The organism is Dietzia sp. UCD-THP (genome assembly GCF_000349585.1).
GTDB classification, from domain to species: domain Bacteria; phylum Actinomycetota; class Actinomycetes; order Mycobacteriales; family Mycobacteriaceae; genus Dietzia; species Dietzia natronolimnaea_A.
On the sequence record NZ_AOSR01000064.1, the window covers coordinates 1 to 15522 of the forward strand.

A 15522-nucleotide genomic window follows, 5' to 3' on the forward strand; every position below is an offset into this window, starting at 1 on the left:
CCGAAGCACGTCCCTAACAATATACGCTCAGCGAACCGCTTTCGGAACCAATCCGATGGCGCCCACAGCTCCTCTGGGACCCTTCAGTCAGGCGGCGATGCAGGCCGCCGAGAATCTCCTGGTCAAAGCCCTAGACCGGATGGGGAGCGGCGAGCAGGACGCGGCGGAGCGACTGATGGGACGCGCGGCCGAGATCCCGTTCGATGACCACGAGGGGGTGTGGCCGGGACCCGAGGTGGCCGCGGATTTGCTCTACAACCTCATCGCGGACCATTCGGAGTTGCTCGCCGAGTTCGAGTTTGACGACGAGGGGAATGAACCCCCGATCGAGGTCCACCTGGGTATCCGGGAGATCAAGGGCCGGTTGAGCCCAGGAGAGGGTGAGGCACTGCGTGAGGTAATGCGTGAGATCCTGACGGTCGCGGGCGAGTACGGGATCGATCGCCACCAAGTGGGGCGACTGCGCGAGGTGCTCGAACTCCTGCCGCGGGGGGAGTACCACCGCGAGCTTCCAGGCGACGCCACGACCCAGCAGCGGCTGGACTCGATCGCCGCCGCGTGCCGCGTGTCTGCACTACTCCTCGAGACGTTCTACGGGGAGTACTGAGCCCGGGGTAAGAGAGTCAGCCGTCGAAGTAGATCGAGTGATGCAATGAGCAGCCCGGGTTGAACGGCGCCCTGCAGGCCGGGCACCCGTGTGCGTTCAGGTACTCGGTGATCGACAGCGTGGTCCGGCAGACACCGCACAGGATCGCCGGGGCGTCGAACTCGGCCCGCGGCCACGCCGAGACCGCGTGGTCAGCGGCATCGGCGTGGCAGCGGAAGCACGGGTAGAACTCCCGGCAGCAGTGGAAGCGGATCGCCACCACGTCGAGGGGCCCGCGGTAGTGGACGCAGCGGGTCTGGTCGTCGACGGTGGCGCCGAGCACCCGTATCGATGCGCCGCTCCCGTCGCGCCCGACGCCCGAGCCGCCGCCACCCGCGCCCTCGTCGTGGGAGGTCATGCCCTCGAGTCTGCCAGGGGCGATCGCGCCACGGTCGATCCGGCCAGGGCGGTCTGATAGCTGGGCTCGCGCTTCTTGATCCACGCGATCACGACGTACGTCACCGGCAGCAGGACCGCCTCGACGAGGGTCTTCCAGACGAACCCGATCACCACGTAGTTCCAGTAGTCGCCCGACCCGAGGACCATGCCCAGGGCGGGGGCGGCGATGGTGCAGAAGACGAGGGTGTCCGCGAGCTGGCCCACCACGGTCGAGCCCAGCAGTCTGGCCCACAGGGTCTTCTCCCCGGTGCGGCGCTTCATCCACACCAGGACATAGGAGTTGAGCAGCTCGCCCACCACGTATCCGGCCAGGCCGGCCAGGAAGAACTGCGGGATCACGCCGGCGACGGCCTCGAACGCCTCCTGGTTCTCGTAGAACGGGGCCGGCGGCAGGTGGACGGTGAACGTGAAACTCAGCGCGGCCAGCGCCAGCACGGCGAAGCCGGACAGGACGACGCGGCGCATCGCCTTGAAGCCGTACACCTCGCTGATCACGTCGCCGAGCACGTAGGCCAGGGGGAAGAGCAGGAAGGCGCCGTCGGTGACGAGCCCGTCGAGGCTGAGGAACCCTAGCTCGAAGCTCAGGCCGGGAAAGAGCAGGACGCCCTTCGTGCCGGTGACGTTGCTGATGAGCATGACGCCGACGAACAGGGCGATCAGGTAGCCGTAGTACGGGCTGGCGACGGTGGCGAAGACCGCGCGGTCGGTCGCGGTGCCGTCGTCCCGGGCGTCGGGTGCGGGCCGGGTGGGGGATGGGTCGGAGGCGGTCCGAGCGGTGGAGCCCGGTGTGCTGCGCGCCGGCTCGGGACTGGTCCCGTCCGGCCGCCCAGGCCCGTGGAGGTCAGGATTCTGTTGCGATGGAGTGGTCACGGGCGTCGATTATCCGCCCCGACGAGCTCGTCCCGCGAATTCACCCGCCGCCCCACGCCCACCAGCGCGGGAACCCGGGGTCCGAGCGGTGAGGAGGGAGGCTCAGGCGACGACCCAGGGGCCCGACCGCAGCGACCCGGGAGTGACCACCCCTCGCAGGGCGTCGATCGAGTCCGCGCCGGGTGGTCCACCGAGCGAGGCCACGATCCGGGCGACGGCCGCCCTCGTCGTCGTCCCCTCCCGCGCCAGGTCGGCCAGGGTCACCGCCCCGTCCCGCTTGGCCAGGCGCCCACCGGCGGCGTTGACCGCGAGCGGCACGTGGGCATACTCCGGTCGAGGCAGGCCGAGAAGCTCCGCCAGGTAGACCTGGCGGGGGGTGGAGGGCAGGAGGTCCTCGCCGCGCACGACCTGGTCCACGCCCTGGTCGGCGTCGTCGACGACGACGGCGAGGTTGTACGCCCACACCCCGTCGCCGCGGCGCAGCACCACATCGTCCACGACACCTGTATAGGGCCCGTGGACCAGATCGTCGACGGTGAGCTCGGTGATGCCGGCGCGCAGCCTCAGGGCCGGCACCCGACCCGGACCGAGTAACTCGCGGCGGGTCGAGCGTTCGGCCTCGCTGAGATCACGGCAGGTACCGGGGTAGGCGCCGGGCGGGGAGTGCGGGGCGCGCGGCGCCTCGGCGATCTCGCGGCGCGAGCAGTAGCACTCGTAGACCAGGTCGCGGTCGGTGAGGCGGCGGGCGGCGGCGGCGTAGGCGTCCGAGCGCGCGGATTCCCACATGACCTCGCCGTCCCAGTCGATCCCGATCGACGCCAGGTCCTCGAGTTGCCGCTCGGCCACGCCGGGGCGGGCGCGCGCGGTGTCGAGGTCGTCGACGCGCATGCGGAACGCGCGACCCGACTCCCGGGCCAGCACCCAGGCCACCACCGCGGTGCGCAGGTTGCCCAGGTGGAGGTCGCCCGAGGGGCTGGGGGCGTACCGGCCGGCGCCGCGCGCGGGGATGCTGGCGGGGATGTCCACGACTTCAGGGTAGGCCGGGTGGTCGGCGGGGTCAGGCGCGGTGGGGCCGGGCGCGGCGGGAGGGGCCGGGTGCGGCGGGAGGTGCCGGGCGCGGCGGGAGGTGCCAGACTGGGGGACATGAGCGCCGACGCCGATAACGCACGCCCCGATGCCGACGACCGGACCCGTCTGACCGAGGAGCAGATCGCCGAGGGACTCGTCGACCTGCCCGGTTGGGCCTTCTCCGAGGGGTCGCTGACCTACACCGCGGTGTGCGAGACCCCGCAGGCGGCGATCAACCTGGTCGCCGCGATCGGGCAGGCCGCCAACTCGCAGGATCATCACCCGGATCTGCTGTGGAGCTATGACGAGGTGACCCTGGACCTGCGCAGTCACGACGTCGACGGGGTGACCCGGCGGGACCTGAAGCTGGCCCGGTCGGTCTCGGCGCTGTCCGGGGAGTTCGACGCCACCCCGCTGGGCATGGACTGACCTACCCCGTCGAGAAGAGCGTTCCGCACACTCGCTCTCGGCAGATGCGTGCCGAACAGTCTTCTCGACGAGGTATGGGGCTCACCAGGCGAATGCTGAGGCGGCCCCGACGAGATCGAGAAGCGGTTGCGGTGCGATCCCCAGAACCAGCGTGAGCACTGCGGCGATCCCGACCACGGCCAGGGTCACCGGTTGGTGGGCGAACGCCACCCCCGAACCGCCCGACCCGCCCGAGCCTGAGCCCCCCGAGCCCGCGTCGGAGTCGGCATCGGAGCCAGCGTCGCGGAAGAACATCACCACGATCACGCGGACGTAGAACGAGGCCGCGATCGCGCTGGTGAGCACACCGATCACCACCAGGGTCACCGCGCCCCCGGCCACGGCCGCCGAGAAGACTGCGAACTTGGCGATGAACCCGCTGGTCAGCGGGATCCCAGCCAGCGCCAGCAGCAGCACCGCGAACGCGCCGGCCACCAGCGGCTGACGCCGCCCGAGCCCGGCCCAGGATCGAAGGTCGCTGACCTCGGCACCGTCGGCGTCCCGGACCAGCCCGGCCACGGCGAACACGCCCACCGTGCTGACGGCGTACGCCGCGAGGTAGAAGAGCATCGCGGACGCCCCGGCGGACTGGACCGCGATCACCCCGGTGAGCAGGAACCCGGCGTGGGCGATGGAGGAGTAGGCCAGAAGCCGCTTGACGTCGTTCTGCGCGACGCCCACGACCGTCCCGACGATCATCGTCAGCGCCGCGATCACCCACAGCACGGGCGCCCAGTCCGCTTCGAGGCCGGGCACCGCGGTGTGGAAGAAGCGCAGGATCGCGCCGAACGCGGCGACCTTGGTGCCGGCGGCCATGAACGCGGTGATCGCGGTGGGTGCGCCCTGGTAGACGTCGGGGGTCCAGGTGTGGAACGGCACGGCACCCACCTTGAACAGCAGGCCCACCGACATCATGGCCACCCCGATGAGGATCAGCGAGCTCGCGCCCTCGGCTTCCACCGCCTCCGCGATCCCGCGGAAGTCCACCGTCCCCGCATAGCCGTACACCAGGGCGACGCCGTAGACGAAGAACGCCGAGGAGAACGCCCCCAGGAGGAAGTACTTGACCGCCGCCTCCTGCGAGAGCAGCCGTCGCCGCCGGGCCATCCCGCACAGGACGTACAGGGGCAGGGAGAGCACCTCCAGTGCGATGAACAGGGTGATCAGGTCGTTCGCCGCGGGGAACAGCATGAGCCCGCCCGTGGCGAACAGCGTGAGTGGGAAGACCTCGGTCTGGGTGAATCCCGCGCGCTCGGCGTCGCGCTCCCCCGAGCCGCCGGGGGCCACGGCGGCCTGGGGTGCGAAGCCCGCGAGGACCTTCCTTCGGGAGGCCGAGGGGATGACGGTGCGCTCGCCGATCAGCAGCCCGGCGGCGATGGCCACGACCACCGTGACGCCCTGCAGGAACAGCGCCGGCCCGTCGACCGCGACCGCGCCCTCGGCTGTGACGATCCGCGTCCCGGACAGCAGGAGTACGGAGACGAGGGCGACGGCGAGACCGCCCAGGTAGACGGCCATCTGCGTGGCGTAGCGGCGCCGGGCGGGGATGAACGCCTCCACCAGCACGCCGACTATCCCCGCCCCGAACACGATGAGAAGTGGCGCGAGCGATCCGTACGCGATGTCCGGGGTCATCGGGGTCCTCCCACCAGGGCGACGGTGTGGGCGACCGCCGGTTCGATCACGTCCAATGCGGGCTGCGGGTAGAAGCCCAGCACGATCAGCGCCACCACCAGCGGGATCACCACCACGATTTCGCGGGGGCTCAGATCGGGTGTCCGCGCGAGTCCGGTCGCCGGCGGTCCGCCCATCACCCTTTGGTAGGTCCACAGGATGTAGATCGCCGCCAACACGAAGGTGCTCGTGGCGGCCACCGCGGCCACCGGGTACGGGCCCAAGGTCCCGACGAACACCAGGAACTCGCTGACGAACGGGGCCAGCCCCGGGAGCGACAGCGTGGCCAGCCCGGCGATGAGGAACGTCCCGGCCAGCACGGGCGCCACCTGCTGCACGCCGCCGTAGTACCCGATCTCGCGGATGCGGTGCCGGTGCACGAGGAATCCGGCGACGAGGAACAGCGCGGCCGTGGCGACGCCGTGGTTGACCATGTAGAGCGCGGATCCGGCGGCGGCCTGCTCGGTTCTGGCGAAGATCCCCAGGATGATGAACCCGAAGTGGGAGATGGAGGCGTAGGCGATCAGCCGGAGCAGGTCGGTCTGGGCGATGGCCATGAGGCCGCCGTAGACGATGCTGACCACCGCGAGCGTGATGAGCACCGGCGCCGCCGTGGCGGCCGCGTCCGGGAACAGCGGCAGGCTGTAGCGCAGCATCGCGAACGTGCCGACCTTGTCCACGACGGCCATCATCAACACCGCCGACGCGGGGGTGGCGGCCACGGCCGCGCCGGGCAGCCAGGTGTGGAACGGCCACAGCGGCGCCTTGATCGCGAAGGCCAGGGTGAAGGCGGCGAACATCAGCAGCGCCACGCCGGGCGTGATCTCGAGCCGCCCGTCCGCGACGGCCGCGGTGATGAGGCGGTAGTCGAACGTCCCGGCACCTATCGACCCCGCCCCGATCGATCCGTTGTCGGGCCCCAGTCCGGCACGGGCGGTCAACACGTACAGCCCGATCACCGCGACCAGCATCACGAGCCCGCCGAGCAGGTTGTAGATGAGGAACCGCACGGCCGCCGCCGCCCGGTCGGCCCCGGTGGAGTCACTGCGGCCGAACCCACCGATGAGGAAGTAGAGCGGGATGAGCATGGCCTCGAACGCGACGTAGAACAGCAACACGTCCAGGCTGGTGAACGCCACCAACGCCAGACCCTGCGTGGCCAGCAGTAACGCCGGGTAGGCCTGCGCGCGGCGACCGTGGGCACCGCGGTCGACATCGTGCCACCCGGCCAGCAGGAGCAGCGGCATGAGGGCGGCCGTGAGCAGAACCAACACCAGGGCTATCCCGTCGAGCCCGAGCGTGTAGCTGGCGCCGAAGGCGGGGATCCACGAGCGGGACTCGACGAACTGGTGGGGCTGGCCTCCGGGGTCGAACCCCACCGCGAGCGTGACTGCCACGCCCAGCACGAGGAGCGACGTGGCCAGGGCGAGGGGTCTGGCCGCGCGTCGCGCGCCGGTGGGGAGGGCGACGACGACGAGAGCTCCGACCAGGGGGGTGAGCCACAGCGCGGAGAGCAGACCGAGCCCGTTCACAGCACACCCCCGGCCGACATGGCGGCGATGATCAGGGCCGCACCCAGGAGCATGTACAACGCGTAGGAGCGGGTGAACCCGGACTGCAGCAAGCGCCCCCGTGCGGACAGGACCCCGATCGCCGCCGCGATCCCGCCCGTCGCCCCGCCCACGACCCTGCGGTCGATCACGGCGGTGCCCGCGACGAGGGCCTGACCCGGCCGCATCAGGGCCCGCTCGTTGACGGCGTCGGCGTACAGGTCCCGGCGCGCGGCCCGGGTGAGCGCGGAGGCGCCGGGGGGAGCCTCGAGCGGGATCTCGGCCCGGCCGTACAACCGCACCGCGACCGCGATCCCGGCGGCCACGACCACCAGTGAGGCGGTGGTGACCAGCCAGACCGGCACCACGTGCTCGACGTGGTGCCCGCCCACGACCGGGGCCAGCCAGTCCTCGAGCCGCCCGCCGATCGCGAGCAGGGCTCCGGAGGCCACGGACCCCACCGCGAGGACGATCATCGGTGCCGTCATGGACACCGGCGACTCGTGGGGATGCGCGCCGTCCCGCCAGCGCCGTCGGCCGAAGAAGGTCAGGATCATCACGCGTGTCATGTAGAACGCGGTCAGGCCGGCTCCGAGGAGTGCCACCGTCCCGAGCAGGTAACCGGCCACCCCGCCTCCACCGACGTCGAACGCCGCGGAGATGATGCCCTCCTTGGAGTAGAAGCCGGCGAACGGCGGGACGCCGATGATCGCGAGGTAGCCCAGGCCGAAGGTGACAAAGGTGACCGGCATGACCGCGCGCAGGGCGCCGTAGCGGCGCATGTCGACCTCGTCGTCCAGCCCGTGCATCACCGAGCCCGCGCCGAGGAAGAGCCCGGCCTTGAAGAAGCCGTGGGTGAGCAGGTGCATGATCGCCAGGGCGTACCCGGCGGGGCCGAACCCGGCCGCCATGACCATGTACCCCACCTGGCTCATGGTGGAGGCGGCGAGCACCTTCTTGATGTCGTCCTTGGCGCAGCCGATCACCGCCCCGAACAGCAGCGTCACCGCGCCGACGGCGATCACCGCCGCCCGCGCCGCCGGGGCCGCGTCGAAGATCGGGTTGGCCCGGGTGATGAGGTAGACGCCGGCGGTGACCATGGTCGCGGCGTGGATCAACGCCGAGACCGGGGTAGGCCCTTCCATGGCGTCCCCGAGCCACGACTGCAGCGGCACCTGGGCGGACTTGGCGCAGGCGCCCAGCAGCAACAGCAGACCGAGCGCGGTGACCACGCCGGATCCGACACCGGGCGCGACGTCGGCACCGCCCGCCGCGGCCGTCCCGCCGTCGATCGCGGCGAAGACCCCGTCGAAGGACAGGGTCCCCAGCTGGGTCACCATCACCATCAGTGCCACGGCGAGCCCGATGTCCCCCACGCGGTTGACGACGAACGCCTTCTTGGCCGCCGTGGCCGCGGACGGCTTGTGCTGCCAGAACCCGATGAGCAGGTAGGAGACCAGGCCCACGCCCTCCCACCCCAGGTAGAGGACCAGGAAGTCGTCCGCCATCACCAGCAGCAGCATCGCGGCCAGGAACAGGTTGAGGTAGGCGAAGAATTTCCGGCGCGCGGGATCGGCGGCCATGTACCCGGTCGAGTACACGTGGATGAGCAGGCCGACGCCGGTGATCAGCAGGACGAACACCATGGAGAGCTGGTCCAGTCGCAGGCCCATGTCCACGTCGAGGTCGCCCACCGAGATCCAGGTGAACAGCGTCTGCTGCAGGGTCCGGTCGGCGGCGCCGCGGCCGGCCATGGCGGCGAACTGCCAGACGGCCGCACAGAACGCGGCGAGCGCGGTGGCGCAGCCCAGCAGGTGGCCCCACGGGTCGCTGCGGCGGCCCAGGAGCAGCAGGAGGGTGACGCCGAGCAGCGGCAGGCCCGGGATCAGCCACAACGTCACATCAGGAGTCATCGGCGCGTCCTCAATGCCTGAGCAGACTGGCGTCGTCGATCGAGGCCGACCGGCGGGAACGGTAGATGGCCATGATGATCGCCAGGCCGATCACGACCTCGGCCGCGGCCACCACCATGACGAAGAACGCGAACACGTGTCCGCCCACGTCTCCGTGCATCCGGCCGAACGTCACCAGGGCCAGGTTGGTGGCGTTGAGCATGAGTTCGATGCACATGAACACCACGATCGCGTTGCGTCGCAGCAGGAACCCGGCCGCGCCGATCGTGAACAGGATGGCCGAGAGGTAGAGGTAGTTCTCCGGGTTCACGGTCGTCCCCCCTCGTCGGGCCCTGCCGTGTCGCCGGAGCCCAGCTCGCGGTCGGACCCGTGCCGTCGGAGCACCTCGCTCACCGAGTCCGTGGCCTCCGAGCCGTCGGGCAGGCGGGCCGGGGAGTCCGCGGAGTTGCGGCGCGCGTAGACACCGGGGCTGGGCGGCGGCGTCACCCGCGCGGTGCCGTCGTGCTGCCAGTCGAGGAACCGCTGCTCGGACATCTCGCGCTGGGTGCGTCGGCCGGAGAACCGCTCGCGGTGCGCCAGCACCATGGCGCCCAGGGTGGCGATGATCAGCAGCACCCCGGTGAGTTCGAACGCCCACACGTGGCGGGTGAAGAGCAGTTCGGCCAGGGCGGGCACGTCGTCGTGGTCGGCTCCGAAGCCGGTGAACGGGGGCAGCTGGGCGCGGGCGAGGCCGGTCGCCAGGAGGACCCCGAATCCGAGCCCGGCGACGATCGCGGCCACGCGGTGGCCTCGGATCCGCTCCACCAGGGACTCCGAGGACTCCACCCCGATGAGCATCACCACGAACAGGAACAGCATCATCACCGCGCCGGTGTAGACGACGATCTGGCCCACGCCCAGGAACACCGCCCCCTGCGCCATGTACAGCACGGCCAGGGCGACCATCGTCATGGCCAGGCACAGTGCGGAGTAGACCGCCTTGGTGGCGGAGACCACTCCGAGCGCTCCGACGACGACGACGACCGCGAGCACCCAGAACAGGACCGATTCCCCGGTGGACACCGACTCCCCGGCCATCACGACCCGCTCCCGCCGTCGGGTCCACTCGACGCGGTGCCCAGCACGTCACCGCGGTAGTAGTCGGCGTGCGTCGTCCCCGGGGCCATGTCGTGGGGGGCGGGGACCATCCCGTCGAGCATCGGTCCCAGGAGGTCCTGCTTCTCGTAGATGAGACCGGCCCGGTCGTCGCCGACCATCTCGTACTCGTTGGTCATGGTCAGCGCGCGGGTCGGGCAGGCCTCCACGCAGAGCCCGCACCCGATGCAGCGCAGGTAGTTGATTTGGTAGATCCGCCCGTAGCGCTCGCCGGGGGAGTAGCGCTCGTCCTCGGTGTTGTCCGCGCCCTCCACGAAGATCGCGTCCGCCGGGCAGGCCCACGCGCAGAGTTCGCAGCCGATGCACTTCTCGAGGCCGTCGGCGTAGCGGTTGAGCTGGTGGCGGCCGTGGTAGCGGGGAGCGGTCGGGACCTTCTCCTCCGGGTACTGCTCGGTGTGCTTCTTGCGGAACATCGTCGCGAACGTGACACCGAATCCGGCGAGCGGCTCGAGGACCTTCGGGATCCTAGGCATTGCGGGCCTCCTCCGACGAGGTGCTCTGGGGCGTTGCGGTGCGCCGGGACAACTCCGCGCGCTGGTGGGGCAGCGGTGGGACGGGGAACCCGCCCGCCACCGGGTTGAAGGACGCGGCAGCGGGGGCAGAGTGGGCAGAGTGGGCGGAACCGCCGGACCCGCCCGAACCGCCCGACCCGCCGGAACGGGTAGCCGCGGCCCCCCCGCGTCCCGACAGCGTGCCGATCCGCGAGCGGAGGGCCACCACGATCACGGCCGCCGCGATCGAGCCGACGGTCACCAGGGCGATGGCCACCCCGTCGTACCCGGCGTTCGAGAAGGCCCGGATGCTGGCCACGGCCATCACCCACGCCAGGGAGACGGGGATGAGCACCTTCCATCCGAATCCCATGAACTGGTCGTAGCGCAGCCTCGGCAGGGTGGCTCGCAGCCAGATGAACAGGAACATGAAGCCCCATACCTTGATCACGAACCACAGCAGCGCCCACCACCCGGAGTCCGCGCCGTCGATCAGGGAGAACGGCAGGGGGGCCTGCCAGCCGCCGAGGAACAGGGTGGCCGCGAGGGCCGAGACGGTGGTCATGTTGACGTACTCGGCCAGCATGAACATCGCGAACCGCAGCGACGAGTACTCGGTGTGGAACCCCCCGACCAGTTCGCCCTCGGCCTCGGGCAGGTCGAAGGGCGCGCGGTTGGTCTCGCCGACCATGGAGATCACGTAGATGAGGAACGAGGGCGCCAGGAGGAACACGAACCAGATCTCGGCCTGGGCGGCGACGATTCCCGACGTCGACATGGTCCCGGCGAACAGGAACACACCCACGAAGGACAGTGCCATCGCGATCTCGTAGCTGATCACCTGAGCGGTGGAGCGGAGCCCGCCGAGCAGCGGGTAGGTGGAACCGGAGGACCAGCCGGCCAAGACGATCCCGTACACCCCGATCGACGTGACGGCCAGGATGTAGAGGACTCCCACGTTCAGGTCGGTGAGCTGCAGGGGCGTCCGGTGGCCGAAGATCGAGACCTCGGGCCCGAAGGGGATCACCGCGAACGCCATGAACGCGGGGATCACGGCGATCACCGGGGCCAGCAGGAAGACCGGCTTGTCGACCCCGGCGGGGATCAGCCCCTCCTTGAGGGCGATCTTGACGCCGTCGGCCAGGCTCTGCAGCATGCCCAGCGGTCCGACCCTGTTGGGTCCCACGCGCATCTGCATCCAGGCGATGACCTTGCGCTCGAGGTAGATCGCGGCCAGCACCGTGACCACGAGGAACATGAAGACCGCGAGCACCTTGAGCAGCACGAGCCACCACGGGTCGATGCCGAACGCGGACAGGTCCGGGTGCGCGGCCGACGTCACGGGGCCACCTCCCCGGCGCCGATCCGGACAACGTCCCCCGCGGCCGCGGCGAGCGTGACGTTGACGGCCGACCCGGGTGAGTTCTGCGGCAGCCACACCACGCGATCGGGCATCTCGGTGACCGCGCAGGGCAGGGTGATCGATCCGCTCCCGGTGGAGACCGTCAGAGGTGCGCCGTCCGACACGTCGATCTCCTGGGCGGTGGTCGGGGAGAGCCTGGCGACGGGGGTGCGGGCGGTTCCGGCCAGGTGCGGTTCGCCGTCCTGCAGGCGACCCGAGTCGAGCAGCATCCGCCAGGTGGCCAGGACGGCCTGCCCGGGGGAGGGCCGGGGGGTCCGGGCCCGGTCCGGGGGAGCCGACCTCGTCGTCGTACCCTCCCGGCCGCTCGACGCCCGCGGCCCGGCGGCGTCCTCCACCGCCGCCAGCTCACGGCGCACGGTCTCGACATCGGGGAGTCCGAACCAGGCGCCCATCTCCTCGGCGAGGGCGTTGAGGACCCGGTGGTCGGGCAGGGCGTCGCTGCGGGTCAGCGCGGCGGCGAAGGGGCGCTCACGGCCCTCCCAGGTGAGGAACGTGCCGGCCTTCTCGGCCACGGGCGCGACCGGCAGGACCACGTCGGCGCGGTCGCTGATCTCGCTCCGGCGCAGCTCGATGCTCACCACGAACTCGGCGGCGTCGATCGCGTCGAGCGAGGCACGGGGGTCCGCCAGGTCTGCGGCCTCGACCCCGCCCACCACCAGCGCGGTCAGGTCTCCCGAGCTGGCGGCGCGGAGCTGGTCGTCGGTGGACCGGCCGGGTGTGTCCGGTAGCGGCTCCGAGCGCCACAGTTCGGCCAGTGCGCGGCGGGCACCCTCGTCGGAGACGGGCTGACCCCCGGGCAGCAGGCCGGGCAGACACCCCGCCTCGAGGGCCCCCCGCTCGCCCGCCCGCCGCGGCACCCACGCGAGGCGTGCCCCGGTCGCGTCGGCGAGATCTTCCGCCGCCGACAGTCCCCCGGGGACCGCGCCCAGTCGCTCGCCGACCAGGATCACGGCGCCGGGAGAGCGGAGGAGTGCGGGCAACTCGTCGGCCGGCGCGGGCAGCTCGGCCGTCTCGGGCCCGGTCGACACCGCCACCCGGGCTACCGCGGCGAGGACCTCCGGCTCGTCACCCGGCACCGTCGGCACGAGGGTGGCGCGCGTCTTGCGCACCGACGGGGAGGCGAACGGTGCCACCGAGAAGACCCGCCCCCCGAGGTCCCGCGCGGCCCTGCGCAGGCGGAGGAAGACGATCGGCGACTCCTCCTCCGGGTCGAATCCCACCAGCAGGACCACCGGGGCGGTCTCGAGATCGGCGTAGGTGACCGACCCCTGTGCTCCCGGGCCACGGCCGACCACGCGCCGGGTGAGGAACTCCGCCTCCTCGGCGGAGTGGTGGCGCGCGCGGAAGTCGACGTCGTTCGTGCCCAGGACCGCGCGGGCGAACTTGGCGTAGGCGTACGCGTCTTCGCGGGTCAGCCGGCCGCCGGTCAGGACACCGGTGCGGCCGCGTGCGGCGGACAGTCCCGCGGCGGCGGTGGCCAGGGCGGTGCTCCACGGGACCGGCACCAGGCCACCGTCCCGGCCGCGGATCATCGGGGTGGTGAGGCGGTCGGACTGCGTGGCGTAGGCGAAGGCCCAGCGGCCCTTGTCGCAGTTCCACTCCTCGTTGACGTCCGGATCGTCCCCGGCGAGCCTGCGCAGTACCTTCCCGCGGCGATGATCGGTCCGCTGCCCGCAGCCGCTTGCGCAGTGCTCGCAGACGCCGGGGCTCGAGACCAGGTCGAACGGACGCGCCCGGAAGCGGTACGCGGAACCGGTGAGCGCCCCGACGGGGCAGATCTGGACGGTGTTGCCGGAGAAGTACGACTCGAACGGCTCGTCCCCGTAGACGCCCACCTGCTGCTGCGATCCCCGTTCCATCAGGTCGATGAACGGGTCGCCCGCGATCTGGTCCGAGAACCGGGTGCACCGGGCGCACATCACGCAGCGCTCGCGGTCGAGCAGGACCTGGGACGAGATGGCGATGGGTTTGGGGAACGTGCGTTTGACCTCGGTGAAGCGCGAGCGGCCGTGGCCGCTGGAGAGCGCTTGGTTCTGCAGCGGGCACTCCCCGCCCTTGTCGCAGACCGGGCAGTCCAGCGGGTGGTTGATCAGCAGAAGCTCCATGACCCCGCGTTGGGCCTTGTCCGCGATCTCGGAGGTGAACTGGGTGCGCACCACCATGTCCTCGGTGACCGGGGTGGTGCAGGAGGTCACCGGTTTGGGGGCGCCCTGGACCTCGACGATGCACTGGCGGCACGCGCCGGCCGGTTCGAGCAGCGGGTGGTCGCAGAACCGGGGGACCTGCACCCCGATCCGTTCGGCGGCGCGGATCACCAGCGTGCCGGCGGGCACGGAGACCCGGCGGCCATCAACGGTGAGGGAGACCAGGTCGTCGTTCTCCTCGGGCGCCAGATCGGCCACGGTGTCGTCGGCACGAGGGGTGATCTTGTTGGCCACGGCGTCGTCGGCGGTGCTGCCCGATGCGGCGCCCGGGCGGTCGGGTGCGGCGTCATTCGTGGTCATCGGGCCACCTCCTCGGCCGGGGCGAAGACTGTGGAGCGGCGGTGATCGAAGGGGCACCCGCCGGGGATGTGGGCCAGGTACTCGTCGCGGAAGAGCGCGATGGAGGACATGATCGGGGCGCCGGCGGCGTCGCCGAGTGCGCAGAACGATTTGCCGACGATGTTGTCCGAGATGTCGAGAACTCGGTCGAGGTCGTCTGCCGTGGCGGTCCCGTCCTCGAGCCTGCGCATGATCTGGACCAGCCAGAACGTGCCCTCGCGGCAGGGGGTGCACTTGCCGCACGACTCGTGGGCGTAGAACTCCGTCCAGCGCAGCACGGCCCGCACCACGCACGTCGTGTCGTCGAAGATCTGCAGCGCCTTGGTGCCGAGCATGGATCCCTCGGCCGCGCAGCCCTCGTAGTCCAGGGGCATGTCCAGTTGGGCGTCCGTGAGGATGGGGGTCGAGGAGCCGCCGGGGGTCCAGAACTTGAGCGTGTGTCCCTCCCGGATCCCGCCGGCGTGCTCCAGGAGTTCTCGCAGGGTGATGCCGAGCGGCGCCTCGTACTGCCCGGGCCGGGTGACGTGGCCCGACAGCGAGTACAGGGTGAAGCCGGGGGACTTGGCCGAGCCCATCGATCGGAACCACTCGGGTCCGTGCTGGAGGATGGAGGGAACGCTCGCGATCGATTCGACGTTGTTGACCACGGTGGGACAGGCGTAGAGGCCCGCGACGGCGGGGAACGGCGGTCGGAGCCGGGGCTGTCCGCGCCGGCCCTCGAGGGAGTCCAGTAGTGCGGTCTCCTCTCCGCAGATGTAGGCGCCCGCCCCCGCGTGGACCACGATGTCGAGGTCGAACCCGCTGCCCAGGATGTCCCGGCCCAGGAAACCGGCCTCGTACGCCTCGGCGACCGCGGTCTGCAGGCGCCGCAGGACCGGCACCACCTCCCCGCGCAGGTAGATGAACGCGTGGGAGGCGCGGATGGCGTACGCGGCGATCACCATCCCCTCGATCAGCACGTGCGGGGTGGCCAGCATGAGGGGCATGTCCTTGCAGGTCCCCGGCTCGGACTCGTCGGCGTTGACCACCAGGTACTTGGGTCTGTCGGCGGGGTCGGAGGCCCGGGGATCCCCGGGTGTGTCAGGGCTGCCGGGACTCCCGGAGCCGGGGGCCTGGGGGATGAAGCCCCACTTGCGGCCGGTGGGGAACCCGGCCCCACCGCGCCCGCGCAGCCCCGCGTTGAGGACGGTGGAGATGACCTCGTCGGGGCCGGTGGACAGGGCGTTGCGCAGCCCGGTGTAACCGTCGTTGGCCAGATAGGTCTCCAGGGTCCAGCTCTCCGGGGCGTCCCAGTAGCGGCTGAGGTACGGCGCGAGCGGCAT

At 71.1% G+C, this 15522-nt stretch carries 14 protein-coding genes; 2 read left to right on the plus strand and 12 right to left on the minus strand.

Annotated features, from left to right (window positions below; all coding sequences use genetic code 11):
* Nucleotides 1-97: 97 nt before the first annotated feature.
* Nucleotides 98-607, plus strand: a complete 510-nt coding sequence (locus H483_RS26535; RefSeq protein WP_017836325.1) for a hypothetical protein — start codon at nt 98-100, stop codon at nt 605-607.
* A gap of 16 nt (nt 608-623) precedes the next feature.
* On the opposite strand, the gene H483_RS26540 is transcribed toward H483_RS26535, so the two are convergent.
* The 3 genes from H483_RS26540 to gluQRS form a co-directional block, all read right to left on the minus strand.
* Nucleotides 624-1004, minus strand: coding sequence for a CHY zinc finger protein (locus H483_RS26540; protein WP_017836326.1), 381 nt, complete (start codon nt 1002-1004; stop codon nt 624-626).
* A complete protein-coding gene (locus H483_RS26545) occupies nt 1001-1915 on the minus strand; it encodes a queuosine precursor transporter (protein ID WP_017836327.1) in 915 nt (304 codons plus the stop codon). The genes H483_RS26540 and H483_RS26545 overlap by 4 nt, the downstream gene beginning before the upstream one ends.
* Before the next feature lie 102 nt (nt 1916-2017).
* A complete protein-coding gene (gene gluQRS / locus H483_RS26550; protein ID WP_017836328.1) occupies nt 2018-2941 on the minus strand; it encodes a tRNA glutamyl-Q(34) synthetase GluQRS in 924 nt (307 codons plus the stop codon).
* A gap of 117 nt (nt 2942-3058) precedes the next feature.
* Between gluQRS and H483_RS26555 the strand changes: the two genes are divergently transcribed.
* Nucleotides 3059-3412: a 4a-hydroxytetrahydrobiopterin dehydratase gene (locus H483_RS26555; protein WP_042329283.1), complete on the plus strand. Its 354-nt coding sequence runs from the start codon at nt 3059-3061 to the stop codon at nt 3410-3412.
* Between the two features lie 81 nt (nt 3413-3493).
* Here H483_RS26555 and nuoN read toward each other — a convergent pair whose 3' ends face one another.
* Genes nuoN through nuoF form a run of 9 tightly spaced genes read right to left on the minus strand, consistent with a single transcriptional unit; the run spans nt 3494 to nt 15522 of the window.
* Nucleotides 3494-5086, minus strand: coding sequence for an NADH-quinone oxidoreductase subunit NuoN (gene nuoN / locus H483_RS26560; RefSeq protein WP_017836330.1), 1593 nt, complete (start codon nt 5084-5086; stop codon nt 3494-3496).
* Nucleotides 5083-6657, minus strand: coding sequence for an NADH-quinone oxidoreductase subunit M (locus tag H483_RS26565; RefSeq protein WP_017836331.1), 1575 nt, complete (start codon nt 6655-6657; stop codon nt 5083-5085). Before H483_RS26565 ends, nuoN begins: the two co-directional genes overlap by 4 nt.
* Entirely contained in the window at nt 6654-8588 is a 1935-nt protein-coding gene (nuoL, locus tag H483_RS26570; protein WP_031264708.1) for an NADH-quinone oxidoreductase subunit L, read from the minus strand. Before nuoL ends, H483_RS26565 begins: the two co-directional genes overlap by 4 nt.
* A 10-nt stretch (nt 8589-8598) precedes the next feature.
* Nucleotides 8599-8898, minus strand: a complete 300-nt coding sequence (gene nuoK / locus H483_RS26575) for an NADH-quinone oxidoreductase subunit NuoK (protein WP_017836333.1) — start codon at nt 8896-8898, stop codon at nt 8599-8601.
* Nucleotides 8895-9665: an NADH-quinone oxidoreductase subunit J gene (locus H483_RS26580; protein ID WP_017836334.1), complete on the minus strand. Its 771-nt coding sequence runs from the start codon at nt 9663-9665 to the stop codon at nt 8895-8897. The genes nuoK and H483_RS26580 overlap by 4 nt, the downstream gene beginning before the upstream one ends.
* Nucleotides 9665-10207 (minus strand): NADH-quinone oxidoreductase subunit NuoI, encoded by a 543-nt coding sequence (gene nuoI / locus H483_RS26585; protein ID WP_031264709.1) that lies wholly within the window; start codon nt 10205-10207, stop codon nt 9665-9667. Before nuoI ends, H483_RS26580 begins: the two co-directional genes overlap by 1 nt.
* 1 nt (nt 10208) lies before the next feature.
* Nucleotides 10209-11672: an NADH-quinone oxidoreductase subunit NuoH gene (gene nuoH / locus H483_RS26590; RefSeq protein ID WP_371204116.1), complete on the minus strand. Its 1464-nt coding sequence runs from the start codon at nt 11670-11672 to the stop codon at nt 10209-10211.
* Nucleotides 11573-14161: an NADH-quinone oxidoreductase subunit G gene (locus tag H483_RS26595; protein WP_017836337.1), complete on the minus strand. Its 2589-nt coding sequence runs from the start codon at nt 14159-14161 to the stop codon at nt 11573-11575. The genes nuoH and H483_RS26595 overlap by 100 nt, the downstream gene beginning before the upstream one ends.
* On the minus strand, nt 14158-15522 hold the full coding sequence (gene nuoF / locus H483_RS26600) for an NADH-quinone oxidoreductase subunit NuoF (RefSeq protein WP_017836338.1): 1365 nt from the start codon (nt 15520-15522) through the stop codon (nt 14158-14160). Before nuoF ends, H483_RS26595 begins: the two co-directional genes overlap by 4 nt.

Bases quoted from the DNA above. Each gene is read 5' to 3' on its own strand.
- H483_RS26580 (WP_017836334.1), bottom strand. From the start codon at position 9,665: ATGGCCGGGGAGTCGGTGTCCACCGGGGAATCGGTCCTGTTCTGGGTG.
- nuoN (WP_017836330.1), bottom strand. From the start codon at position 5,086: ATGACCCCGGACATCGCGTACGGATCGCTCGCGCCACTTCTCATCGTG.
- H483_RS26555 (WP_042329283.1), top strand. From the start codon at position 3,059: ATGAGCGCCGACGCCGATAACGCACGCCCCGATGCCGACGACCGGACC.
- nuoL (WP_031264708.1), bottom strand. From the start codon at position 8,588: ATGACTCCTGATGTGACGTTGTGGCTGATCCCGGGCCTGCCGCTGCTC.
- H483_RS26595 (WP_017836337.1), bottom strand. From the start codon at position 14,161: ATGACCACGAATGACGCCGCACCCGACCGCCCGGGCGCCGCATCGGGC.
- H483_RS26535 (WP_017836325.1), top strand. From the start codon at position 98: ATGCAGGCCGCCGAGAATCTCCTGGTCAAAGCCCTAGACCGGATGGGG.
- H483_RS26540 (WP_017836326.1), bottom strand. From the start codon at position 1,004: ATGACCTCCCACGACGAGGGCGCGGGTGGCGGCGGCTCGGGCGTCGGG.
- nuoF (WP_017836338.1), bottom strand. From the start codon at position 15,522: ATGCCGCTCGCGCCGTACCTCAGCCGCTACTGGGACGCCCCGGAGAGC.